Source organism: Mesorhizobium sp. M1348, assembly GCF_040317925.1.
Taxonomy (GTDB): Bacteria; Pseudomonadota; Alphaproteobacteria; order Rhizobiales; family Rhizobiaceae; genus Mesorhizobium.
Map to the genome: position 1 here is coordinate 13,513 of NZ_JAMYLH010000043.1, position 24,421 is coordinate 37,933.

Annotated in this window: 21 protein-coding genes, 1 tRNA gene and 1 pseudogene; 7 read left to right on the forward strand and 16 right to left on the reverse strand. The window is 64.2% G+C overall.

Annotated features, from left to right (window positions below):
• Positions 1-96: 96 nt before the first annotated feature.
• The 13 genes and pseudogenes from NKH13_RS33165 to NKH13_RS33225 form a co-directional block, all read right to left on the reverse strand.
• Complete coding sequence (locus tag NKH13_RS33165; RefSeq protein WP_352721770.1) at positions 97-492, reverse strand: RidA family protein; 396 nt, start codon at positions 490-492, stop codon at positions 97-99.
• Between the two features lie 74 nt (positions 493-566).
• On the reverse strand, positions 567-1,715 hold the full coding sequence (locus NKH13_RS33170; RefSeq protein ID WP_352721769.1) for an acyl-CoA dehydrogenase family protein: 1,149 nt from the start codon (positions 1,713-1,715) through the stop codon (positions 567-569).
• A gap of 234 nt (positions 1,716-1,949) precedes the next feature.
• Positions 1,950-2,762: an enoyl-CoA hydratase family protein gene (locus tag NKH13_RS33175; protein ID WP_352721768.1), complete on the reverse strand. Its 813-nt coding sequence runs from the start codon at positions 2,760-2,762 to the stop codon at positions 1,950-1,952.
• Positions 2,759-3,229: a MarR family winged helix-turn-helix transcriptional regulator gene (locus NKH13_RS33180; protein ID WP_254816232.1), complete on the reverse strand. Its 471-nt coding sequence runs from the start codon at positions 3,227-3,229 to the stop codon at positions 2,759-2,761. The genes NKH13_RS33175 and NKH13_RS33180 overlap by 4 nt, the downstream gene beginning before the upstream one ends.
• A complete protein-coding gene (locus NKH13_RS33185; protein WP_352721766.1) occupies positions 3,223-3,996 on the reverse strand; it encodes an SDR family NAD(P)-dependent oxidoreductase in 774 nt (257 codons plus the stop codon). The genes NKH13_RS33180 and NKH13_RS33185 overlap by 7 nt, the downstream gene beginning before the upstream one ends.
• The gene (locus tag NKH13_RS33190; protein ID WP_352721764.1) at positions 3,993-6,287 is read right to left on the reverse strand and encodes a bifunctional salicylyl-CoA 5-hydroxylase/oxidoreductase; all 2,295 of its coding nucleotides are present in this window, start codon (positions 6,285-6,287) and stop codon (positions 3,993-3,995) included. Before NKH13_RS33190 ends, NKH13_RS33185 begins: the two co-directional genes overlap by 4 nt.
• A 143-nt stretch (positions 6,288-6,430) precedes the next feature.
• Positions 6,431-7,030 (reverse strand): VOC family protein, encoded by a 600-nt coding sequence (locus NKH13_RS33195; RefSeq protein ID WP_352721762.1) that lies wholly within the window; start codon positions 7,028-7,030, stop codon positions 6,431-6,433.
• 81 nt (positions 7,031-7,111) lie between these two features.
• Complete coding sequence (locus tag NKH13_RS33200) at positions 7,112-7,942, reverse strand: ATP-binding cassette domain-containing protein (RefSeq protein WP_352721760.1); 831 nt, start codon at positions 7,940-7,942, stop codon at positions 7,112-7,114.
• On the reverse strand, positions 7,935-8,825 hold the full coding sequence (locus NKH13_RS33205; protein ID WP_352721758.1) for an ABC transporter ATP-binding protein: 891 nt from the start codon (positions 8,823-8,825) through the stop codon (positions 7,935-7,937). The genes NKH13_RS33200 and NKH13_RS33205 overlap by 8 nt, the downstream gene beginning before the upstream one ends.
• A complete protein-coding gene (locus NKH13_RS33210; protein ID WP_352917059.1) occupies positions 8,822-9,670 on the reverse strand; it encodes an ABC transporter permease in 849 nt (282 codons plus the stop codon). Before NKH13_RS33210 ends, NKH13_RS33205 begins: the two co-directional genes overlap by 4 nt.
• Positions 9,663-10,670 carry an ABC transporter permease gene (locus tag NKH13_RS33215; RefSeq protein WP_352721754.1) on the reverse strand — a complete coding sequence of 336 codons (1,008 nt, stop codon included), beginning with the start codon at positions 10,668-10,670 and terminating at the stop codon, positions 9,663-9,665. The genes NKH13_RS33210 and NKH13_RS33215 overlap by 8 nt, the downstream gene beginning before the upstream one ends.
• A 64-nt stretch (positions 10,671-10,734) precedes the next feature.
• A complete protein-coding gene (locus tag NKH13_RS33220; RefSeq protein ID WP_352917061.1) occupies positions 10,735-12,261 on the reverse strand; it encodes an ABC transporter substrate-binding protein in 1,527 nt (508 codons plus the stop codon).
• Between the two features lie 108 nt (positions 12,262-12,369).
• Positions 12,370-13,945 (reverse strand): annotated as a pseudogene (locus NKH13_RS33225) (phytoene desaturase family protein).
• Positions 13,946-14,062: 117 nt separating this feature from the next.
• Here NKH13_RS33225 and NKH13_RS33230 point away from each other — a divergent pair.
• The 6 genes from NKH13_RS33230 to NKH13_RS33255 all read left to right on the forward strand — a co-directional run bounded on the left by NKH13_RS33230 (position 14,063) and on the right by NKH13_RS33255 (position 21,438).
• The gene (locus tag NKH13_RS33230) at positions 14,063-14,854 is read left to right on the forward strand and encodes a cyclase family protein (protein ID WP_352721751.1); all 792 of its coding nucleotides are present in this window, start codon (positions 14,063-14,065) and stop codon (positions 14,852-14,854) included.
• A gap of 311 nt (positions 14,855-15,165) precedes the next feature.
• The gene (locus NKH13_RS33235) at positions 15,166-16,737 is read left to right on the forward strand and encodes a phytoene desaturase family protein (RefSeq protein ID WP_352721750.1); all 1,572 of its coding nucleotides are present in this window, start codon (positions 15,166-15,168) and stop codon (positions 16,735-16,737) included.
• Positions 16,737-17,216: a MarR family winged helix-turn-helix transcriptional regulator gene (locus NKH13_RS33240; RefSeq protein ID WP_352721748.1), complete on the forward strand. Its 480-nt coding sequence runs from the start codon at positions 16,737-16,739 to the stop codon at positions 17,214-17,216. The genes NKH13_RS33235 and NKH13_RS33240 overlap by 1 nt, the downstream gene beginning before the upstream one ends.
• Positions 17,217-17,261: 45 nt before the next feature.
• Positions 17,262-19,415 carry a thiamine pyrophosphate-dependent enzyme gene (locus tag NKH13_RS33245; RefSeq protein ID WP_352721747.1) on the forward strand — a complete coding sequence of 718 codons (2,154 nt, stop codon included), beginning with the start codon at positions 17,262-17,264 and terminating at the stop codon, positions 19,413-19,415.
• A complete protein-coding gene (locus NKH13_RS33250) occupies positions 19,408-20,982 on the forward strand; it encodes an indolepyruvate oxidoreductase subunit beta family protein (protein WP_352917064.1) in 1,575 nt (524 codons plus the stop codon). The genes NKH13_RS33245 and NKH13_RS33250 overlap by 8 nt, the downstream gene beginning before the upstream one ends.
• A 162-nt stretch (positions 20,983-21,144) precedes the next feature.
• Positions 21,145-21,438, forward strand: a complete 294-nt coding sequence (locus NKH13_RS33255; RefSeq protein ID WP_352721744.1) for a GYD domain-containing protein — start codon at positions 21,145-21,147, stop codon at positions 21,436-21,438.
• 183 nt (positions 21,439-21,621) lie between these two features.
• Here NKH13_RS33255 and NKH13_RS33260 read toward each other — a convergent pair whose 3' ends face one another.
• The 3 genes from NKH13_RS33260 to NKH13_RS33270 form a co-directional block, all read right to left on the reverse strand.
• Positions 21,622-21,948 (reverse strand): hypothetical protein, encoded by a 327-nt coding sequence (locus NKH13_RS33260; protein WP_352721742.1) that lies wholly within the window; start codon positions 21,946-21,948, stop codon positions 21,622-21,624.
• Positions 21,949-22,014: 66 nt separating this feature from the next.
• A complete protein-coding gene (locus tag NKH13_RS33265; protein ID WP_502908445.1) occupies positions 22,015-22,425 on the reverse strand; it encodes a globin domain-containing protein in 411 nt (136 codons plus the stop codon).
• Positions 22,426-22,748: 323 nt separating this feature from the next.
• Positions 22,749-22,824, reverse strand: a tRNA-Thr gene (locus tag NKH13_RS33270).
• A gap of 341 nt (positions 22,825-23,165) precedes the next feature.
• On the opposite strand from NKH13_RS33270, the gene NKH13_RS33275 reads away from it, so the two are divergent.
• Positions 23,166-24,323, forward strand: coding sequence for a hypothetical protein (locus NKH13_RS33275; protein ID WP_352721741.1), 1,158 nt, complete (start codon positions 23,166-23,168; stop codon positions 24,321-24,323).
• Positions 24,324-24,421 lie beyond the last annotated feature (98 nt).

The following is a 24,421-nucleotide window of genomic DNA, read 5'->3' on the forward strand; positions in this document are numbered from 1 at the left end:
TCCCGGCACGGCAGTCGTAAGACATCGGATGCTATCCAAAGTACGGCGCTTTTCAAGGCGAAAGTTTTAAGCTTAAAAAATTGCCGCGTGATGCCGTCACTCCGGAATAACCGCCGTGGCCTGGATCTCAACCTTGGCGCGATCCTCGACCAGCGCCATCACCTGCATGGCGGCCATCGCCGGAAAATGCCGGCCGATCACCTCGCGATAGACCTCGCCGATCCCCCTGAGATTGGCCAAATATTCCGCCTTGTCGGTAAAGTACCAGGTCATCGAGGTGATATGCTCAGGCGTGGCGCCGGCCTCGGCGAGCACGGCGACGATATTGGCCAGCGTCTGCCGCACCTGGCCGACAAGATCGTCGGTCTCGAAGCGGCCCTGCCCGTTCCAGCCGACCTGCCCGCCGACGAAGACAAGCTGCCCACGCGCGGCGACGCCATTGGCGTAGCCGACGGGTTTCGCCCAGCCTTCCGGCTGCAGGATGGTGTGCATATCAAAGCCTCCCAATGCTCAAATCCGGTCGCTCAAAACTCGAAGACAATCAATTCTTCCACACAACTCCGGTCTCAGGCCGCTCCCAATACTTGCCGCGCAATCACCACCTTCTGCACGTCGGACGCTCCCTCGTAGATGCGCAGTGCCCGGATCTCGCGATACAGGCTTTCGACGATATGGCCCCTGCGGACGCCGTCGCCGCCATGCAGCTGCACAGCCTTGTCGATCACCTCTTGCGCTTTGTCGGTAGCGAACAGCTTGGCCATGGCGGCTTCGCGGGTAACCCGAGCCGCGCCCATGTCCTTGGTCCAGGCGGCACGATAGACCAGCAGCGCGGCGGCATCGACATCCAGCGCCATGTCGGCGATGTGGCCCTGCACCATCTGCAGCTCGGCCATCGGTGCACCGAACAGCCTGCGCTCGGCCACTCTTTTGATGCTTTCGTCCAGCGCGCGCCGGGCAAAGCCGAGCGCTGCTGCGCCGACAGTCGAACGGAACACATCGAGCACGGACATGGCGATGCGAAAACCGTCACCGGGTTTGCCGACCAGCGCCGAGGCTGGAACGCGTGCGTTGTCAAAGGATAGCCGGGCGAGCGGGTGCGGCGCGATCACTTCCAGCCGCCCGGCGACAATCAGCCCCTCGGTTTCGGAAGGCACGACAAAGGCGGAAAGCCCCTTGGCGCCGGGCGCCTCGCCGGTGCGGGCAAAGACAACATAAAAGTCAGCGATACCGCCGTTGGAGATCCAGGTCTTTTCGCCGGACAAGAGATAGCTGTCGCGGTCACGCGTGGCCGTCATTTCCATATTGGCAACGTCCGAGCCAGAACGCGGCTCCGACAGCGCGAAAGCCGAAATCGCCTTGCCAGCCCGTGTCTTCGCCAGCCAGCTCTGCTGGTCGGGCGAGCCGAACAGGCTGAGCGCACCAGTGCCGAGCCCTTGCATGGCGAAGGCGAAATCGGCCAGCCCGTCATGCCGGGCCAGCGTCTCGCGTGTGAGGCAGAGCGTACGCACGTCGAGCGGTGAGGGGTTGTCGGTATCGAGCGCCGTCGGCTTCAGCCAGCCGTCCTTGCCGAGCTTGGCCACCAGCTCGCGACAGGCTGCGTCGACATCGTCATGCGCAACCGGCAGGTTCTTGTTGCACCATGCCTCCAGCCGCTCCGCCAGCTCGCGGTGGCGATTCTCGAAGAACGGCCAGGAGAGGAAGGAACGGTCAGGCATTGTGTCTGCCTCCGCTATCCTTCAGGGCTTGTGCTCCACGGCGCCCCCCTCTGTCCTGCCGGACATCTCCCCCTCTAGGGGGGAGATTGGCGGCTTCGCTGCCACGGCTCTCCCTGCGATGTTGGAGATTGGCGAAAGCGGGCCTGACATCCAATCTCCCCCCTTGAGGGGGAGATGGCCGGCAGGCCAGAGGGGGGTTCTGTCCCGCCAGCGTGCCCATGGAAGCGATCATCCTCAATCCCCCTCGAACACCGGTTTTTCCTTGGCGACGAAAGCCGTGTACGCCCGCTCGAAATCGCGGGTCTGCATGCACATCGCCTGGGCCTGCGCTTCCGCTTCGATCGCCTGGTCAAGCCCCATCGACCATTCCTGGTTCAGCTGCGTCTTGGTCATGCCATGGGCGAAGGTCGGGCCGGAAACGATGCGCGCGGCCATGTCGAGCGCGTCGGCCTCGAGCGTTGCGGCATCGACCAGCCGGTTGTAGAAGCCCCAGCGCTCGCCTTCCTCGGCGCTCATCGTGCGACCAGTATAGAGCAGCTCGGCGGCGCGGCCCTGGCCAATGATGCGCGGCAGGATCGCGCAGGCGCCCATGTCGCAGCCGGCAAGGCCGACGCGGGTAAAAAGGAATGCTGTCTTGGCCTGGGGCGTGGCGATACGGATATCGGAGGCCATGGCGATGATGGCGCCGGCGCCGACCGCCACGCCGTCGACCGCCGCGATAATCGGCTTGCCGCAATTCAGCATCGCCTTGACGAAATCGCCGGTCATGCGGGTGAAGGCGAGCAGCGCCTTCATGTCCATCTTGACCAGTGGGCCGATGATTTCGTGGACATCGCCGCCCGAGCAGAAATTGCCGCCATTGGGAAGGAACACCACCGCATCGACATCGTCGGCATAGACGAGATCGCGAAAAGTGTCGCGCAATTCGGCATAGCTGTCGAAGGTCAACGGGTTCTTGCGTTCGGGCCGATCGAGCCGGATTTTTGCGATCTTGCCTTCGACCTGCCAGAGGAAATGCTTCGGCTTGCGGCCCGCCATCTTCGTCATTCCCGTCCCTCCCAATTGCTGCGGAAGGAGGTCAGCATGCCGGTCAACCGGCGCGCCTCGTCCTCGCTCACATTGCCCAGCAACTCGCCGACCCATTTTTCATGCGCGGCGGCGATCACGGCGAAAGTCTTCGACCCTTCTTCGGTCAGCCGCACCATCGAAGTGCGGCGGTCGCCATTGCGTCGGGCCCGCATCACCAACCCTTCCGAGACCAGCCGGTCGATGATGCCGGTGACATTGCCGTTGGACACCAGCAGGAAGCGCGACAGGTCGCTCATCAGCATGCCTTCCGGCGCCCTGTAGAGCGCAGCCATCACGTCGAAGCGTGGCAGCGTCGTGTTGAACTCTTGCCGCAACCGCTCGCGCAGCTCGGCCTCGATGGTGCGCGAGGCGCGCAGCAGGCGTATCCACAGCCGCAGGCGGTCCTTGCCGGGTCCGGACGGGGCGGGCAGGGGACCGGCTACCATGTCTCACCTCCGGAGATCGAAATCGTCTGCCCGGTAATCGACCGGGCGTCGTCGCCACACAGATAAAGTACGGCGGCCGCAATTTCTTCCGGCTGGATGAAGCGGCCTTGCGGGTTGGTCGCGGCAAGGCTTGTCCGTGCCTGCTCGGACGAGCGGCCGGTCGTTTCGACGATGCGCTGGACGGCGCTCTCCAGCATCTCGGTTTCGACAAACCCTGGGCACACCGCATTCACTGTTATGCCGGACTTGGCGGTCTCGACGGCGAGTGCCCGCATCAGGCCGACGACGCCATGCTTGGCGGCAACGTAAGCTGCGACATAGGGATAGCCTTTCAGTCCGGCGGTGGAAGCGACGAAGATGAGACGGCCAGTCTTGCGCACCGCCATGCCGGCCAACGCCGGCTTCACCGTCAGGAACGCACCGGTCAAGTTGACGTCGAGCGTGCGCTGCCAGTCTGCCAGCGAGGTCCGCTGCGCCGGGGCACTGCCGGACATACCGGCATTGGCAACGACGATGTCAAACGCTCCGCGTGCCGCTTCCGCCGCCTCGTAGAGCGACGCCATCGATGCCTCGTCGGTGACGTCGGCGGCAATGGCGAAGATACGCTTGTTCTCAGCGGCGACCTCGGCAAGCGCCGCTTCGCGCCGGCCGCAGATGGTCACGTCGACGCCGGCCCCGGCCAGCACCAGCGCGATCGCGCGGCCGACGCCGGAGCCGCCGCCGGTGACCAGCGCATGCCGCCCCGAAATCGTCGCCGCGGCACTCATACTTTCAACCCCGCTGCCGCTTCGCGCTCGGCCAGCCGGAAGAGCTGGTCGCGGCCGGGCAGATAGGGATCCGGCCATTTGGCGCCGCGATCGCCAAGCGTGACGGCCGCGTGCAGCGTCCAATAGGGATCGGCAAGATGCGGCCTAGCCAGTGCGACGAGATCGGCGCGGCCCGCCATCAGGATCGAGTTGACGTGGTCCGGCTCATAGATATTGCCGACCGCCATCGTCGCCATGCCGACCTCGTTGCGGATGCGATCGGAAAACGGCGTCTGGAACATGCGGCCATAGACCGGTCTTGCCACGGCCGAAGTCTGGCCGGCCGATACGTCGCAGATGTCTACGCCGGCCTCATGCAGCAGCCGCGCGATCTCTACGGCATCGGCCGGCGTCACGCCTTCGATGCCCAGCCAGTCATTGGCGGAGATGCGCATCGAGATCGGCTTCTCGGCCGGCCACGCGGCGCGCACCGCATGAAAGATTTCCAAGGGATAGCGCATGCGGTTTTCCAGCGAGCCGCCATAGGTGTCGGTGCGCCGGTTGGTCAGGGGCGTGATGAAGGAGGACAGGAGATAGCCGTGCGCGGCGTGGATTTCGAGCATGTCGAAGCCGCAGCGCGCCGCCATCTCGGCCGAGGCGACAAACTGGTCGCGCACCATATCCATGTCGGCGCGGTCCATCGCCTTCGGCACCTGGTTCTCCGGCGACCACGGCACGGAAGACGCTGCCATGACCGGCCAATTGCCTGAGGGCAGTGGCACGTCGGTTCCCTGCCAGCCGACCCTGGTCGACCCCTTGGCACCGGAATGGCCGATCTGGGCGCAGATCTTGGCCTCGGTCTCGGCATGGACGAACTCCACCAGTCGCTTCCAGGCGACCTCATGCTCGGGCGCATAAAAACCGGGGCAGCCAGGCGTGATGCGGCCCTCCGGACTGACGCAGGTCATCTCGATGTAGAGGAGGCCGGCGCCGCCCTTGGCCCGTTCGGCGTAATGGGCGAAATGCCAGTCGGTCGGACAGCCGTCGACCGCTTTGTATTGTGCCATCGGCGAGACGACGACGCGGTTCTGCAGTGCCATGTCGCGCAGCCGGAACGGCGCGAACATCGGCGCGCGACGCAGATTGTTGCCCCCGGCGCCGGCCTGGCGCTGGAACCACTCCTCGGCGCCGGCCAGCCACTCGGCATCGCGCAGCCGCAAATTCTCGTGACTGATGCGCTGCGAACGCGTCAGCAGCGAATAGTTGAACTGCACCGGATCGAGGCCGAGATAGCGCTCGACCTCCTCGAACCATTCGAGCGAATTGCGCGCCGCCGACTGCAGCTTCAGCACTTCGGTGCGGCGGGCGTCCTCATATTTGCGGAAGGCTGCCTCGAGGTCCGGCTCGGACTCGACATAGTCGGCCAGCGCCACCGCGCTTTCCAGCGCCAGCTTGGTGCCGGAGCCGATCGAGAAATGCGCGCTCGCCGCCGCGTCGCCCATCAGTGCCAGGTTCTTGTAGGACCAGCGTTCGCACAAGACACGCGGGAAATTGATCCAGGCCGAGCCGCGGATATGATTTGCGTTGGTCATCAGCGCGTGGCCGCCGAGATGGCGGGCAAAGATGCGCTCGCAGACGGCAATCGATTCCTGCTGCGACATCGCGCCGAAGCCGAAGCGCTGCCAGGTCTGCTCGCTGCATTCGACGATGAAGGTCGCGGTATCTCTGTCGAACTGGTAGGCATGCGCCCACACCCAGCCATTTTCGGTCTTTTCGAAGATGAAGGTGAAGGCGTCGTCGAATTTCTGACGGGTGCCGAGCCAGACGAACTTGCATTTACGGATGTCGATATCGGGCTTGAACACGTCGACGAAGGCGCCCCGCGCTTTCGAGTTCAGCCCGTCGGCGGCGACGACCAGGTCGTGCGTCTCCATATATGGCTTGGGATCGGCGATATCGGTCTCGAACACCAGCTTGACGCCGAGTTCGCGCGCCCGCCGCTGCAGCAGGGTGAGCAGCCGCTTGCGGCCGATGCCGCAAAAGCCGTGACCGGTCGAGACCGTGCGCACGCCGTCATGGATGACGGCGATATCGTCCCAATAGGCGAAATGCTTGCGGATCCAGGTGGCGCTAACCGGGTCGTTCTTGGTCAGGTTCTCCAGCGTTTCGGCCGACAGCACGACGCCCCAGCCGAACGTATCATCGGCACGGTTGCGCTCGAACACCGTCACGTCATGCGCGGCATCCCGGAGCTTCAGCGAGATGGCAAAGTAGAGCCCGGCTGGTCCGCCGCCGAGAACCGCAACTTTCATCGTGCGATCTCCTCTTCGCTTCTGTCCGTCGAGTTTACGCCTGAGGCGGATTAATTCAAGCTTGAAGTTTCAGGATTGAAACAATCTGCCTCAGAAACCCAGCTCGCCGGCAGTCGGCTTGCGCAGGCCAAGGACGTCCCGGGCTATTTTTCCGGGTTCTTCGGGCTCCACAGCACCGTCTCCGCATCTTTTTCATAGGCCATGCCATTGGGATAGCTGATCGCTTCCAACTGCAAGCCCCAGGGCGCCTGGAAGTAGAGGATGGTCTGGCCGGCGGCCGGGCCTTCGGTAACCGGCAGCGGCCCCATTCGCGTCTTGACGCCCTTGCCGTCAAGATAGGCTTTTGCGGCGGCGATGTCGTCGACATAGAAGGCGATATGGAAGCCGCCTATGTCGCTGTTGCGCGGCGTCAGGTCCTTCTGGTCCGGCGCTGTGTATTTGAACAGCTCGATGTTCGACCCGTGTCCGCAGCGGACCAGGGTGATCTCCTCGATCACCGCCTTGGGATCGACGCCCAGCAGATCCTGCATGAACGTGCCCTTGTCGTCGGCGAACGGGCCGAACGACATCGCCTTCTTGCAGCCGACCACCTCGGTAAAGAAACCGACGGCCTGCTGCATGTCGGGGACGGTGACGCCGGTGTGGTCGTGGCCACGCATGCCGGGTATCGAATCAGCCGAGGCTGCTCCCATCGAGCCGAGCAGAGCGGCCGCAAGCATTGCATTTCTGACTGCGTATTTCATTCCAGTTCTCCTCCGTTTCGTGAGCTGACTTGTCGACGCACGCCCGAGGCCCGCTCTTCGGCGTGCGAATAGGACTGTGTTTCATGCCGGCGCCTTTGCGGCGGGCAGCAACCAAGCGTCATCGATCTCGGGCAGCGGAATGGCGGCGAGGAGGTCGCGCGTGTAAGCCTGCTGCGGCTTCTCGAACAAAGTATCCGTAGCGCTGGCTTCGACGATCGCGCCTTCGCGCATGACGATCACTTGCCGGCACAGCCGCCGAATGACAGAAAGATCATGGCTGATGAAGGCAACGGTCAGGCCCATTTCCGCGGCGAGTTTTTCCAGCAGCGTCAGGATCTGCGCCTGCGTCGACACGTCGAGGCCGGAGACGATTTCGTCGGCCAGCACGAATTTCGGCGACAGCGCCAGCGCCCGGGCAATGCCGACGCGCTGGCGCTGGCCGCCCGACAGTTCGTGGCGGTAGCGGCTGGCAAAGCTCTGCGGCAGGCCGACGCGCTGCAGCGCCTCCGCGACACGGTCCCTGAGGTTGTCGCCAAACCCGTTCTGCTTGAGCGGGGCTGCGATGATGCTGAAGATGGTGCGGCGCGGATTGAGCGACGACATCGGATCCTGGAAGATCATCTGCAGATTGCGGCGCAGCGGCCGGAGCTCCGCCTCAGGCAGATGCGTGATGTCGCGGCCGTCGAAGGTGACGGTGCCGGCGCTCGGCTCCAAAAGCCGCACCAGCGCGCGGCCAAGCGTCGATTTGCCGGAGCCGGATTCGCCGACGATGCCGGTCACCGATCCCCTTGGCAGGTCGAAATCGAGGCCTTTCAGGATCTCGGCCAGCGGCGCGCGGCCGATCAGCGGCTTGCGCGTCATATCGGGCAATGCAACCTTCAACCCGCGCACGGAAAACAGCGGCTCAGCCATGCGGCGGCCTCCAGGCCTGGTCGGAGGCGGCGATCTCCGCGGCCAGTCCGGCCAGTACCTTATCGTCGACCGGCTTCAGCGACGCGAATGGATCGGTGTAGCGCGGCGTCGCCGCCATCAGTGCCCGCGTATAAGGATGCTGCGGTGAAGCGAAGAGCGCTGCCGTCTCGGCCTCCTCCACCACCTTGCCGGCATAGAGCACGGAAACTTTCTGGCTGATCTTGGCGACGACGCCGAGATCGTGGGTGACGAACAGGATCGCCGTGCCATGCTCGCGCTGCAATTGCGCGATCAGCCGCAAGATCTGCTTCTGCACGGTCACATCGAGCGCCGTGGTCGGCTCGTCGGCGACGATCAGCCTTGGTTCGGCTGCGAACGCCGCGGCGATCAGCACGCGCTGGCGCATGCCGCCGGACAGCTCGTGCGGATAGCATTTGAGGACACGCTCGGGGTCGCGGATCTGCACCTCGTCCAGCAATTGGCGGATGCGTGCATCGGCCTTCTCGCCGCTCCAGCCGAGGATGCGCACCAGGCGGTCGGTCATCTGCGGGCCGATGCGCCGTGACGGATTGAGCGCCGTCAGCGGGTCCTGCGGGATCAGCGCGGTGCGCGCGCCGATCAGCGTGCGCCGTGCCCTGGGCTGGAGCCGGCCGAGGTCCTCGCCCTCGAGCAGCATATCGCCTTCGACGATGCGCACGCTCGGCGGCAGCACGCCGAGCACGGCCTTGCCGATCATCGTCTTGCCGGCGCCGCTCTCGCCGACCAGCGCGCGGACTTCTCCGGGCTCGACGGCGAGCGACACCGAGCGCAGCACGCGCAAGCCATTAGGCAGCACCGCGCTAAGGCTGCGTATGTCGAGGCAGGATTTCGCAGGCGCGTTCATCGCAGCACCGGATCGAAACGTGCCCTGAGACCTTCGCCGAACTGGCTGAACGACAGCACCGTCAGGATCAGGGTGACCAGCGGGAACACCAGCACCCACCAGGCCTGATGGATCGACAGGCGGCCCTCGGCGATGATGCCGCCCCAGGTCGGGTCGTCGGTCGAGATCGACAGATTGACGAAGGACAGGATCGCCTCGACGATGACGGCAATGCCCATCTCCAGCGACAGCAGCGCGACGATCGACGGCACCACATTGGGCAGCACTTCGCGCAGCATGATGCCGATGCGGCCATAGCCGGCGATGCGGGCGTTCTCGACATAATCCATGCGCGATTGGCCCATGGTCTCGGCGCGGATCACCCGGCAGAAGCGCGTCCAGTCGATGACGGCGATGGCAATGATGACGGAGCTCAAGCCGGTGCCAAGCACGGCAACCAAAAGGATGGCAAACAGCACCGGCGGAAACGCCATCCAGACATCGACAACGCGCGAGATGATGCGGTCGGCCCAGCCGCCGAAATAGCCGGCGATCAGGCCGAGCGTCGAGCCGACCAGGCAGGCGGCAAGGGCTGCCGCGAAAGCGACGATGAAGGCGATGCGGGCACCGAAGATCAGCCGTGACAGGAGATCGCGGCCGAGGCTGTCGGTGCCGAGCCAGTAGCCGGGCTCGGCACCGGTCAGCCAGAACGGCGGCAGGCGCTCCAGCATCAAATCCTGCGCCAGCGGGTCCTGCGGTGCGACCAGCGGCGCGAAAATTGCGGCCAGCAGCGCAATCAGCAGCCAGCCGCCGGCCAGCCATAGGCGGGCGCGCGAGCCATGTCTTGAAATGCGGGCCTCATCCATGGCGCAGCCTCGGATTGAGCAGGGCGTACATCATGTCGACGGCAAGGTTGATCAGCACGAACAGCAGCGCGAACACCAGCACGATGCCCTGGATCAGCGGCAGGTCGCGATTGATGACGGCGTCGATCGCCATATTGCCGAGGCCTTCATAGGAAAACAGCCGTTCGACGATGACCGTGCCGCCGATCAGGAAGGTGAACTGCACGCCGACCAGCGTCAGCGTCGGCAGCGCCGCGTTCTTTAGCGCCTCGCGCAGGATGACCTGCGTTTCCGAAAAGCCCTTTACCCGCGCCAGCACGACATAGTCGAGGTCGAGCACTTCTTTCAGCGACTGTTTCAGCAACTGCGAGATGATCGCGGCCAGCGGCAGCGCCAGCGCAATCGCCGGCATCAGCATGTGTGCCAGCAGGTCCCTGGTCAGGTCGAAGCGCAGCCGTACGATGCTTTCGAACAGATAGAATTGCGTGACGAAGGGCAGGTCGAGCTGCGGCGACACCCGGCCAGAAATGTCGAAGATAGGCACCAGCACGCCGAACAGAAGAATCAGTACCAGGCCCCACAGGAAATCGGGAATCGAGAGCGCCGCACCGCTGGCAATGTCGATTCCGGCCTCGACCGCGGTGCCGCGCTCGCGCGCGCCGAGGATCGCCGTCGTGCCGCCGATCGCCAGCGCCATCACAAGCGCGACGATGGCGAGTTCCAGTGTCGCCGGGAGGCGAGTGAAGACCAGCCCAAGCACGTCCTGTCGCAGTGAGATCGAAGTGCCGAAATCACCCCTGACGACACCGGCCAGCCAGATGAAGAACTGCTGGACGATGGTCTTGTCGAGCCCGTAAAGCGCGCGTAGCCGCGCGATGTCGGCATCGGTGGCGCCGGGCGGCAGCATCATCGCGATCGGATCGCCCGGCGCGACGCGGATGACGATGAAGACGACGACGGCCACGCCGAACAGCGTGATCGCCATCGTCAGAAGACGGATCAGGAATCTTTGCAGCAGCATGGTCGCCCGTGGCGGAAAATGCGCGCCGTCATTCCGGACGGCGCGCGGCAAGCCAAAGACTGTCTCAGGCCGGGCTCATCAGCGCCGGCAGAAGCGCGCCGGACACATGCTGCACGACGTTTACGCCCTTGGCATGCACGATCGGTTGCGCATACTGGATCAGCGGCAGCACATAGGCCTGTTCGGCGATGTATTTGTCGACGGCCTTCCAGCCGGCAATGCGCTTGGCCTCGTCCTTCTCGCCCCATAGCGGGTTGATCATGTCGATCAGATCCTGACTGTCCCACACCGAATGCGGACTTGGGCCGTACATGGCGAAGCCGGTCGACGTCGTGGGATCACCGATGGCGTTGCCCCAATTGTAGAAGGCCGCCGGCGCCAGCTTGTCGGCGGCGCGCAACTCATAGTGCTTGGCGATCTCGTAGACCTCGATCGTTGCCTCGATGCCGACCTTGCGCCACATGCCGACGATCGCCTGGATCATCTCGTAGTCCTTGGGCTTGAAGCCCTTGGTCGTCTGTATCGTGAACTTGACTGGCTTTTCCGGCGAATAGCCGGATGCGGCCAGCAATTCCTTGGCCTTTTCCAGGTTGTGCTCGACCTTGATCGACGCATCGTAGGCGGCGTATTCCGGCGTCTCCAGCGTACCGATCGGCTGGCCGTAGCCGCGCAGCAACCGATCGACCAGCAGCTTCTTGTCGACCGCCATCACCGCCGCCTGGCGCACGTTCTTGTCCAGCATCACGTCGATGTCGTTGAAGAAGATCATGCCGATGTCGGAAACGTTCTTGCATGAGCCGGCAAGTCCGTCCTTGGCGATCAGGCGGTCATATTCCTCATAAGGGATTTCCAGCGTCACCTGCGAGGAACCGGACTCGATCTCGGCGACGCGGCTCGCCGCATCGGTGACGAACTTGATGGTTACGTTTTCGAAGGCCGGCTTGCCGCCCCAGTAGTTAGGGTTGGCCTTGAGCCGCAGGAAGGCGTTGCGCTCGAATTTGTCGACCATATAGGGCCCGGTACCGATCGGGGCTTTCTCAAAACCCTCGGCGCCGACCTTCTCGTAATAGGCCTTCGGCATGATGTAGCCGGTGAGGAACGACATCCACTTGAAATACACCGGGTCGAATTGCACGACGTCGCCGGTGATCTTGTTCCCGTCGATCTTGAAGTTGTTGACGTTCTTCCAGACGAACTGGATCGGGTTGCCGGTCTTCTCGTCGCCCGCCCGCTGCAGCGACCAGACCACGTCTTCGGCCGTGAATGGCGAGCCGTCATGCCAGGTGACGCCCTCGCGCACCGTCATCATGATCTTGCTGCGATCTTCGTTCCAGCCCCATTCGGTGAGCAGGCCCGGCGCAAAGGACAGATCCGGCTTCTGCGGGATGAACTGGTCGAACACCGATTGGTATAGGCCCTGGATGGTCGGGTTGACTGCCGAAGGCCCGGTGGTCGGGTCCCAGGACGGCAGGTTGACATTGTAGGCGATGGTCAGTTCGCCGGCTGCCTTGGCCTGTTGCGGCAGACCGAGCGCCGTGGCGCCAAGTGCGGCCGCGCCATATCCGAGCAATTCTCGTCTGTTGATTGTCATGGTCGTTCCCCTGTTGCTTTTATGCGCGGTGTCGTTGTCAATCGGTGGGCTCAGGCTCCTTGGGCAACCGCGCCTTGTCCTCCTTCACCCTAGTTGAAAATTACGGCTTTACCTCCCGCCAAGTTGTTGCGCGAGCATGAAGCCCGACGCCGCCCCCGGTGCCGGCGCCGGGCCATGTTGCCGCCCCGGTCACGTGCAGATTGCTGACCGGCGTGTTCCAGCCGGCGTAACCGCGCGCCGGCCGGAACAGGAAATTCTGCGCCAGATGATGGCTGCCGCAGATCTGGTCGCCGCCGACAAGGTTCGGGTTCTCGCCTTCGAGGTCGATGGGCGAGAACACGGCGCGGCCGAGGATCCTCCGGCGAAGGCCGGGCGCATAGCGCTCGATAATGTCGAGGACGCGCTCGGCGTAGTGCTCCTTGACCTCGTCCCAGTGAGCCGCCGCGATAGTGCCCGCCGCATCGCCCACAATCTCGGCCGGCAGCATGCGCACCTGCACCCAAAGCACGTGCTTGCCGTCGGGCGCGCGCGATGCGTCCACCGCCGTCGGCTGACCGACGACCAGCACCGGTTCATCCGGCAGCATGCCTGCCATCGCCTGCTGGTAGGTCCGCGACATGGCGTCGAGCGACGACGAAAGGTGCACATAGGCGAACTGCCGAAGCTCGGCGCCGGCGCGCCAGTCCGGCAGATCGTCGAGCGCCAGATGGATCATCATCGTCCCCGGCGCATGGCGAAAGTTTTTCATGGCCGTGTCGAAACCGGCGTCGCCGGAACCGTTCGGCAACAGTTCGCCCGCCAGCGCCTTTGGCGCGACACCGGCGATAACAGCCTTGGTGGCGGTGTGGGTCTCGCCTGAAGCAAGGCGCACGCCGGTCGCCTTGCCGGCGGACACCGTGATTTCGGCGACGTCAGCCCCAGTGACGATCTTGCCGCCGGCGGCCGTGAGCATGCCCGACAAAGCGCGGATGATGGTGTCGGCGCCGCCCTTGCCGAGCACCATGCCGAAGCACTGGTTGGCCATGGATTCGAGGTAAGGGAACACCGCGCCGCCGGCGATATCGGGGGCAAAGTCGAGATGCATGCCCCAGGTGGCGAGCGTCGCCCTGACATGCGGTGACTGGAAAGTCTCCTCGAGCCACGCGCGGGGTGAGGAAAGCAGCAACCGCCCGGTATCGAGCGCGCCAGCAAAACCCTGCTTGCGCCACAGGTTCCAGGCGGTGCCGACGAGTGCTCGGCCGCTCATCGGCGAGCCCAGCAGCCGGAACAGATGCTCGGCTTGCGTCGGGAATGCCGCAACCAGACCACGCCATGTCTGTGCGTCGGCCTCGGAAAAAGCGGCTATCCGTCCAGTGGTCTTTTCCAGGTCGCTGCTGACGCCGAACCAGCGACCGTCGGGGAAGGCGCTGGCAAAACAGTCGGCCGCCGGCACGAATTCCAGCCCGTGGGTTTTCAATTCATTTGCATATTTCTTGTGGAAGCCCGAACCAGCGAACAGGCTCACATTCATCGCACCGAAATCGTGCCGGAAGCCCGGCAGCGTGAATTCGCGCGTCTGGACGGCGCCGCCGATCGTTGCGTTGCGTTCGAAAACCGCAGTTTTCCAACCTTTGAGCGCCAGATGCGCGGCGCATGCCAGACTGTTGTGGCCTGCCCCGACAAATATGGCGTCGAACTCGCTCACGCCCCGTCCCATTTCCTTTATGCTTAAAGATAATTGCAGATGCATATGTTTTCGTCTAGTAGGATATTAAGGGCCGCGAGAGCCTTCAGCACCATCGAGAAAGAGGGAACAGAGACCATGGACACACAACAACTCCTCGGCGAAGTTGCCGGCCAGCTTCTTTCCGGCGCCATCCAGGTGGTCGACCTGACGGCGCCGCTCGGGCCGGACACGCCGCTGATCAAGCTGCCGCCGGAACTCGCGGTGGACACGCCGAAGATCGAGATCCACGCCATCTCCGCCTATGACAAGAATGGCCCGTGGTGGGCGTGGAACTGGCTCAAGCTCGGCGAGCATTCGGGCACGCATTTCGACGCGCCCAACCACTGGATCACCGGCAAGGATTATCCGGACGGTGCTACCGACACCATTCCGGCGCAGAACTTCGTCGGTCCGGTCAACGTCATCGACTGTTCGAAGCAAGCGGCAGCCGATCACGATTTCCTGCTCACCGTCGATCACATCGAGGCATGGGAAGCCGAACATGGCGCTATCAACGCGGGCGAGTGGGTGGTGATGCGCACCGACTGGTATAAGCGCAACGGCTCGGAAGCCGAGTTCCTCAACGCCAATGAGACCGGTCCGCACACGCCCGGCCCGACCGCGGAAGCCATCCAGTATCTGATCGGCAAGGACATCAAGGGCTGGGGCAGCGAGACGATCGGCACCGATGCCGGCAAGGCCGGCGGCATGGAGCCGCCATTCCCGGCGCACAGCCTGATGCACAAGGCCAACCGCTACGGTCTCGCCAGCCTTTGCAACCTCGACCGGCTGCCGCCGAAGGGCGCGATCCTGATCGCGGCGCCGCTCAAGATCGAGCACGGTACCGGCAGCCCGATCCGCGCGTTGGCGTTGGTGCCAAGGCAATAGGGTAGCTGCGGTCTTCGGGAGAAGATCATGTGCGCAGGCAATATCGTGATGATGGGTAGAGGGTGGCAGCTTGGCAAGGCTGCCGCTCTACGGCGCCCCCCTCTGTCCTGCCGGACATCTCCCCCTCTAGGGGGGAGATCGGCCGTCGATACTGCCTTCGCCAATCTTCAACGTCGTAGGAATGAGCGGAGCGCCGAAGCCGCTAATCTCCCCCCTAGAGGGGGAGATGTCCGGCAGGACAGAGGGGGGCGCGCAGGAACGCCAGCCCGCGCAAATGAATTCCACCTTCCGCTCACCGGGAGCAATCGTCGATGAGCGCTCCCGATCACATCATCGTCGGCAGCGGCATCAACGCGCTGGTTTGCGCGGCGATGCTTGGCGGCAAGGGGGCGAAGGTGCTGGTGCTCGAGCGCAACGACCGCATCGGCGGCTGCATGCGCACCGAAGAAATCACAGCGCCCGGCTTCATCCACGACGTGATGGCGACGACCTTCGTCCTGTTCATCACCTCACCGGCCTATGCGGCGCTGGGCAAGGATCTGGCGCGGCACGGCCTGGAGTTTTGCAACACCTCCACGCCGACCGGCGTGCTGCGCCCGGACGGCAGCCATGCCGCCCTGCGCACCGACCGTACCGCCAATGTAGCGGCGATCAATGCAATCGCCGCGGGTGACGGCGACCGGCACGGCAGCGATGTCGGCGAGATCGAGCGCAACGCCGGTCTGCTGTTCGGGCTGCTCGGTGGCAACCTGTGGTCCTACCCAACGGCCAGGCTGCTGGCGGGCGAAGCGTGGCGGCGCGGGCCGCGTGGCCTTGCCGCCTTTCTCGGCAGCGCGTTGGTGCCGGCGCGCGGTTGGCTGGAAAGCACCTACCAGTCGGAAATCATGCGCGCGCTCTGGGCCCCCTGGGTGCTGCATGCCGGCCTCGGGCCCGAAGATGCGTTTTCGGGCCAGATCGCTAGGGTTATCGCCTTTGCACTCGAAGCCGCCGGCGCGCCGGTTGTCAAGGGCGGCGCCAAGAACCTGCTGTCCGCGTTCGAAGCGCTGATCAAGGAGCGCGGCGGTGTGATCCGCACCGAAGGGGACGTTGCCTCCATCGTCCAGAGCGGAGGCCGCGCCACCGGTGTGCGGCTGGCTTCGGGCGAAACGATCAACGCGAAGAAGAGCGTTATCTGCTCGGTCACGCCGACCCAGCTCTACGAGCGGCTGCTCGGCGACGCGGCTCCGAAAGCCGACGTCGAGGCAGCGCAAAAATACCGCTACGGCAAGGGCAATTTCCAGATCCACTATGCCTTGGACAAGCCGCCGGCATGGCGCGGCGAGGGCCTGGACAAGGTCGCACTGCTGCATCTGACGCCAGGGCTCGACGGGGTGTCGGAGGCCTGCAACCAGGCCGTGCGCGGCATGCTGCCGGAGGTGCCGACCATCTGCGTCGGCCAGCCGCACGCGCTCGACCCGTCGCGCTGTCCAGACGGCAAGGCGATCCTGTGGCTTCAACTTCCCGAGGCGCCTCGCAATATCAAGGGTGATGCGGCCGGCAAGCTCGAGACGCCTGCGGATGGCCACTGGACCGAGGCGCTGCGCGAAGCCTATGCCGACCGTGCCGAAGCGATCCTCGCCAGCCATATCGAAGGATTCAAGGACAGCGTCATCGCACGTCGCGCCTATTCGCCGGCCGACCTGGAAGCGATGAACATCAATCTGGTCGGCGGCGATCCCTATGGCGGCTCCTCGACTATTGACCAGTCGTTCCTGTGGCGGCCGTTCAAGACGAGCCGCAATCACGCCACCGGAGTCAAGGGACTCTACCACATCGGCGCCTCGACCCATCCCGGCGCCGGGCTGGGCGGCGGCTCCGGCTTTCTCCTGGCGGGGAGTCTGTGATGGAACAGAAGGTTGAAAAGCGCCAGCGCATCTCGACTTTGGGCCAGATCGGCCTGCAGCAATTCGCGCCCTATCTGATGAACCGCATCATGGGCCGCTACAACGCCACCTTGCGCGACAATTTCCGCAAGCAGGGCCTGACCATTCCGCAGGTGCGGACGCTAGCCGTATTGTCGGTCACCGATGGCGCCACCGTCAACGATCTCTCGGTCTATACTGTCATCGAGCAGTCGACCTTGAGCAGGACACTCGACACGCTGGAGGGACAAGGGTTTGTTCGGCGCGAGCAGGGGGTCACCGACAGCCGGATCCGCCATGTGTTCCTGACCGACGATGGCCGCGCCGAATTCGCGCGCGCCTGGCCAGCCATGCACGACGCTTTCGAGACTATGTTCGACGACATCGACGATGCCGAATACGCGGCGCTGATCGCGACGCTGCAGAAGATGCTGAAGAACATTCGCAAGCACGACATCTGACGATCTTACGCGCCGCCACACGGGCGGCAACGGAAGGAGCCCAAAATGGCCGAACGGTCTTTTGCCAAGGAAGTCGAAAAGCTCAGGCTCGGCGCCGGCGAGGAGTTTTCCGGCGAAGGCATTCTCGCCATCACCAAGGCGCTGCTGCAATGCGGCGTCGGCTATGTCGGCGGCTATCAGGGCGCGCCGATCAGCCATTTGATGGACGTGCTGGCCGACGCGCAGGATATCCTGGGCGAACTCGGCGTGCATTTCGAGGCGAGCGCCTCCGAAGCGACCGCCACCGCCATGCTGGCCGCGTCGGTGCATTATCCAATCCGCGGTGCGGCGACCTTCAAGTCGACGGTCGGCACCAATGTCGCCTCCGACGCGCTGGCCAACCTGGCGTCTGGCGGCGTCACCGGCGGTGCACTGATCATCGTCGGCGAGGATTATGGCGAAGGCTCCTCGATCATGCAGGAGCGCAGCCACGCCTTTGCCATGAAAAGCCAGGTCTGGCTGCTCGACCCGCGACCGAACCTGCCGTCGATCGTCAAGGCGGTGGAGGACGGCTTCGAGCTGTCCGAAGTTTCCAACACGCCGGTCATGTTGCAGGTCCGCATCCGCTGCTGCCACGTCCATGGCCATTTCATCGCCAAGGACAACAAGCGCCCGGCGATGACGGTCGCCGATGCCCTCGAGGCGCCGCGCCGCGACACCGGCCGCATCGTGCTGCCGCCCGCGTCCTTCCTGCACGAGAGGGAGAAGGTGCAGAAACGCTGGCCGGCGGCGGTGGATTTCATCCGCACCAACAGGATCAACGAGTTTTTCGGCCCGGAGCACGGCTCGGTCGGCATCGTCATGCAGGGCGGCATGTACAATTCGGTCATCCGGGCGCTGCAGCGGCTCGGCCTCGCCGACACCTATGGCGACACCGACGTGCCGCTCTATGTGCTCAACGCCGTATACCCGCTGGTCGATGACGAATTCCTGTCTTTCTGCGAAGGCAAGGACGCCGTGCTCGTCGTCGAGGAAGGCCAGCCCAACTACATCGAGCAGGCCTTTGCCGCGATGCTGCACAAGGCCGGGCGCGGCACCAAGCTCGTCGGCAAGGAACATCTGCCTATGGCCGGCGAATACACCGGCCAGGTGATGCTCGACGGCATCGGATCGTTCCTGCGCGCCACCATCCCGCATCTGCTGCCGAGCGAAGTCCGCGCACCGAACAAGATCGGCGACGGGCTCGACACCGCCGACCTGATCAACGTCGTCCCGGGCCGTCCGCCCGGCTTCTGCGTCGGCTGCCCGGAGCGGCCGATCTTCGCCGCCACCAAGCTGGTCGAGCAGGAGTTGGGCAAGCACCACATCGCCTCCGACATTGGCTGTCATTTGTTCTCGATCATGCCGCCTTTCGAGCTCGGCGCCACCACCATGGGCTACGGGCTGGGGCCGGCCTCGGCTTCGGCGTTCAATTCGCCCGATGCCAAGCGCCGCTCGATCTCCTTCGTCGGCGACGGCGGCTTCTGGCACAACGGCCTGACCTCCTCGGTCGGCAATGCGGTGTTCAACAAGAACGATGGCGTCATAGTCATCGTCGACAATTTCTATTCGGCCGCGACGGGAGGGCAGGACATCCTGTCGTCCCGCGCCGGCAACAAGACCAAGTCGACCAAGCACCCGATCACCGAGGCGGTGAAGGGCATGGGCGTCAAATGGCTGCGCCACATCGACCGCACCTACGACGTAACCAAGATGCAAGCCACGCTGCGCGAGGCGCTGACGACGGACGAAAAGGGCCCGAAAGTCATTGTCGCCTCGTCCGAATGCATGCTCAATCGGCAGCGCCGCGAAAAGCCCTTGGTCGACAAGGCCATCGAGGGCGGGACGCGCATCGTCAAGCCGAAATTCGGTGTCGACGAGGATATCTGCACCGGCGACCATGCCTGTATGCGGCTTTCCGGCTGCCCGTCGCTGTCGGTGAAGTCGCTGGACGATCCGTTACGCGACGATCCGGTGGCGCATATCGACCAGAGCTGCGTCGGCTGCGGCAATTGCGGCGAGGTCGCCGACGCGGCGGTGCTCTGCCCGTCCTTCTACCGCGCCGATGTCGTGCACAATCCGAGCCGCTGGGACCGTTTCCTTGAAGCCGCTCGCCGCGCTACGATCGGCCTCTTGCAGCGGCGTCGTGAAAGCCGGCGCCTGATATTCGCCGATGCTTGACGCTGTCCCATCAACCCGTTCCAAGGCCGGCGCGCCGGACGACGAGCGCGTCATCAAGCTTGCCGTGCTGGCGGTCGGCGGCCAGGGCGGCGGCGTGCTGGCCGACTGGATCACCGACGTTGCCGAGCGCAACGGCTACGTCGCGCAATCGACCTCGGTCGCCGGCGTCGCCCAGCGCACCGGCGCCACCATCTATTACGTCGAGATGTGCCGCGACACCGGACGCCTGCCGGTCTTCGCGCTGTCGCCGTCGCAGGGCGATGTCGATATATTGATCGCCGCCGAACTGATGGAGGCCGGCCGCGCCATCATCCGCGGCTTCGTCACGCCCGAGCGCACGACGCTGATCGCCTCGTCGCACCGCATTGCCGCGGTCTCGGAGAAGATCGAGCCTGGCGACGGTCGCGCCTCGTCCTCCAAGGTGCATGCCACGGCGGAAGCCGCGGCCAAGCGCTTCATCGCCTTCGACATGGAGAAGATCGCCGCCGACAACGGCTCGATGATCTCGGCCAGCCTGCTCGGCGCGCTGGCCGGCTCCGATGCCTTGCCGTTCACACGCGAGAGCTACGAGCAGGCGGTCAGTGCCGGCGGCCGCGGTGTGAAGGCCAGCCTCGCCGCCTTCGGCGCCGCCTATAATCGGGCGCGCGGCATCGCGAGTGCGCCTTCGGGCGACAAAACTGAACAGCCGGCGGCCGCTGAAACCGGCTCGGGCGCGGCGACAGAAGTCAGCGGTCCGGAAAGCCTGTTGAAGGGCTGGCAACAATTGGCGGCACGCGTTGCCACGCTGCCTGCACCCGCGCGCGACATGGCGCTTCGCGGCCTGAAAAAAGTCGTCGACTACCAGGACATCGCTTATGGCGGCGAGTATCTCGACAGGCTCGACCGGGCGGTCGTCCTGGACAGTGCTGCCCATGACTACGCGCTGTCGATCGCCGCCGCTAAGCATCTGGCCAACGCGATGTGCTACGACGACATGATCCGCGTCGCCGACCTGAAGACGCGCTCGAGCCGCGACCGACGCGTACGCCGCGAGGTCGGCGTCAAGGAGGGCTCGGTCCTGCAGGTGACCGAATATTTCCATCCGCGCATTGAGGAATTCTGCGGCACGCTGCCGGCCGGGCTCGGCAGCTACATCGAGGACCGGCCGAAGCTCGCCGCCTTCCTCGACCGCCGCATCAACCGCGGCCGCCACATCCGTACCGACAGCTTCGCCGGCTTTGCCGCTTTGTGGTTCATCGGCGGCCTGCGCCGCTGGCGCCGCCGGCTGCTGCGCCACAAGGTCGAGACTGCGCATATCGAACGCTGGTACGCGCTGGCGCTCGGCCATGTCAGGGAAGACTATGCGCTGGCCGTCGAGATCCTCAACTGCCGCCGGCTGATCAAGGGCTACAGCGACACTCATGCCCGCGCGCAGTCGAAATTCGACCGGGTGCTGTCGGCGCTCGACCTGCTCAAGGGCCGTCCGGACGCCGCCGACTGGATCCGGCGCCTGCGCGAAGCCGCGCTGAAGGACGAGAAGGGCGACATGCTCGACGGCGCGCTCAAGACCGTGGCGTCGCTGCAGTAAACGACCCCGCCTCCTCCAGCTGATCGGTGAAAAACTGGTGCGGCGGCCACTCGGGCATTGGTTGCCGCCTGTGGTTCGCGCACCCGGCTCGTGCTATCATAGTTCCGGGAGACGGCGGACGCGCCGTGAGCGCCCGCACACTCCCCATCATGGGAGGAACCAATGGCTTACTTCGTATTGCTGTCGAATTTCACAGACCAAGGTATCAAGAGCATCAAGGATACGCAGAAGCGTGCCGACGCCTTCAAGGCGATGGCCAGCAAGAGCGGGATTAAGGTTCACACGCTTTTGTGGACGCTTGGTCAATATGATGTCGTGGCGATTGCCGAAGCCGACGACGATATCGCTGCCACCGCACTTGCCTTATCGATCGCATCGCTAGGCAACGTCAGAACCCAGACATTGAGGGCATTCGACACGGCAGATATGGCCAAGATCTTGGCAAAGGTGGCCTGACCGCCACCGAGCTGGCAGGCGCAAGCGATTGTAGCCGTCTGCCAGCCGAACGGCGGCAGGGTTGTTTGTCTGTTCCCTGAAGCGAAAACCCCGGCGCGAGAGGCCGGGGTTTTAGTGTCCTCAAAAAGGCCGCTTGCGTGACCCGTATACGCGACCCATTACCGATCATTCTATGTTCAGCCTTTATTGGGTGGTCTCCACCTTCGCGACAACGAGCTTGCCTTCGGCGCGCGAGATTTCGAGTGCCTGGCCGGGACCCGCCAACTCGCCCGGGACCGAGATCACGAGCGCCTGGCCCTCGGTGAGGGTTGTTACAAAGCGTACAGGCGAACTTTCTTCGCCCGCCGCCATCGTGGTGACCACCCGATAGCTGTCATCCGTCTCCGTATAGTAAACGACGCCGTGAAAGCCGCCGAGATCGATGGTCCCACCCTTCAGGGCCGTGAGTTCGCCGGCAGATTCGGAACTTGCCACCACGCAAAACGCTGCAAGGGCTGTATGTCTTAACATCGTGTTCTCCTCTGTTTATGATTTATTATTCGGCTGGATTGTTGCCTTCGGCTGCACCTCGGCAGGTCACGCTGCGAGCTGATCCTCGCGGGCAGCCGCGATCATCACACTCGCGAGCAACCCGTCGGCCGCCTCCCAGGCCGCTCGGACCGGCGGCGTAAAAGCCGTGCCGAGGCCGGCCGCCAGCGTCTCGATGAGCGCCTGCCCGACGATCTCCTCGACGCCGTAGGTCACGTGACGCTTGGCGAGCTCGCGCACTGTCGGGAGAATGGTGTCGGCGCGGTCCAATCCGTGCACGACGAAGCCCCGGCTCGCCATCAGCTTGGTGCCTTGCTTGGTCATGTCGCACCGGAAATAGCGCGCGAAGATCCGCGTCGATCGCGAACAGGCGGTCGTAGAACAAGCGGCGGCGGCCACGCGTATCGGGACGACATCGCGAAAACTGTCCTGGACAAATCTGATCTGGTCTGGTGTCACGGCGACGCTCCTTGGGTTTTCTGGCGAGGCTCGACCATCCCCCCAAATGCGTTTCATGTGCATTTCGCCTGCGCGCAGATGTGTTTCAGTTGTGTCTCAATTGGTTTTCATTTGCGCTCATTTGCCTTCAGATCCCGACGGACGGGATCGTGCGCTGGGTCGCTCGCATCCTGATGATGACGCGTTTGGATTGAAGAAGACGGAGGCGAGCCTGTGGTGACATGAGGCAAGGGGCGAAAAGCGCCGCCGAGATTTGTTGGCAGGATGTTGGCAGGGCGTTTTTCGCTCTACCCCTAGAAAACCCGCAAAGCCTTGGGAAATAGTGGTGCCGCTTAGGTGACTCGAACACCTGACCCCATCATTACGAATGATGTGCTCTACCAACTGAGCTAAAGCGGCCCGGGAAGCCAAGCTTCCAAGATGGGCTGGGTGATAAACGCAACCAGCCGTGAATTCAAGATGGCAGCCGCGAATTCGAGACGGCAATTCGTGTTCATCCAAGGCCCGGCGCAGGCAAGCCGCTGCGTGGAGCCGGCATGCCGTCGCGCGCTGCCGCACCGGTAGGCCGCCCGCCGCTTGGCGGGAAAATCAGCGAAAAATGTTGATTCCTTTACCGAAAACCGCCGAAATCGGTTTTGTACCCCTCTGCAAGGCAGAATGCGGCCGCTCGCTTGTTGATTGATTGGTCGCCTGCGGCTAACGATCATGACAATGTGAGTGAAATTGCAGAGGGAATTCGCTTGGACGCGATCGAAAAAGCGATCCGCAATGCCTTCGAGAAAGGCAATGCCGACGACCGGGCGTTTCGCGAGCGGGTCTATCGATCGGCTTTCGCGGCACTCGACCGTGCCCTGCAGGCCAATCCAAACGTCACCGTGGAAGTCGCCATCAAGCGCCGCAAGGCGGTCCAGGCGAAGATCACCGAAATCGAATCGGAATTCCTGCCGGCGGTTCCCGACGTCGCCGCGCCGACCGACGGTTTGGAGGCAGCACCGGCGGTGGAGCCTCCGGCTGAAGCCGAAGCTGAAGCCGAGCCCGCGCCGTCGCCTGACATCGTCGTTGATGGTCCGGCGCAGCCGCCCGAATCCGACGCGCCCCGGTCGCGCGTCCTGCCGGTCGTCCCCGACATCATGCCCGACGCGCCTGTTCCCGAGGCGCCGGTGATCGACATGGGGGCCTCGGCTGCGACCGAAGCCGAAATCGACGACGCGGAAGTGACGCCCGACCGCGACGACCGGCGGGCGAGGCGGCGGCGCCTGCCTTTGACCGCGATCTTCTTCGGTGTGACGCTGCTCGCAGCCGCCGGCATCGGCCTTTATTTCGCCAACCAGACCGGCGTCTTCAAATCGGCGACCGAGCTCGACACGTCGCCACCGGAAGCCCCGCCAACGGTCGATGGCGATGATTTCACGCCGGACGACACCGCTTCGCCGCCGAAGCAGGGCGAGCAGGACCAGGCGCGCGACTGGATCAACGTGTTTTCGCCGGGTGACCCGACGCAGGTCAATGCACCGTCGGACGCCAAGGCCGACGTTATCCAGGACGAAAGCGGTTCCTTCCTGCGCATCCGCTCGGGTGCATCCGGCTCGGCCATCAGCTTCGACGTCGGGCAAGGCGTGCTGGAGAGGATCGCCGGCAAGCATGCCACATTCGACATCATCGCACGCTCCGAGGAGGGCCAGGAGACGCAGATTTCCGTCGACTGCAATTTCGGCGAACTCGGCGACTGCGGCCGCAAGCGCTATGCGGTCGGTCGCGAGCGCAACGAATATCTGTTCGACGTGCGCTTTCCCGACAAGCGTCCGGGCGCTGCCGGCACCATCGCCATCAATTCCGACTTCGACAAGCAGGGCAAGTCGGTCGACATCTACGAGATCCGCGTTTCAGTCGTTCCCTAGAGTCTTTCACGTTTTGACGGAAGCGTATCCGGCGTTTGCGAAGTAGTTTTTGCATTCGCCGGGTTCGATCGTCGCAACGAGGTGGCCGATGTGGCGCC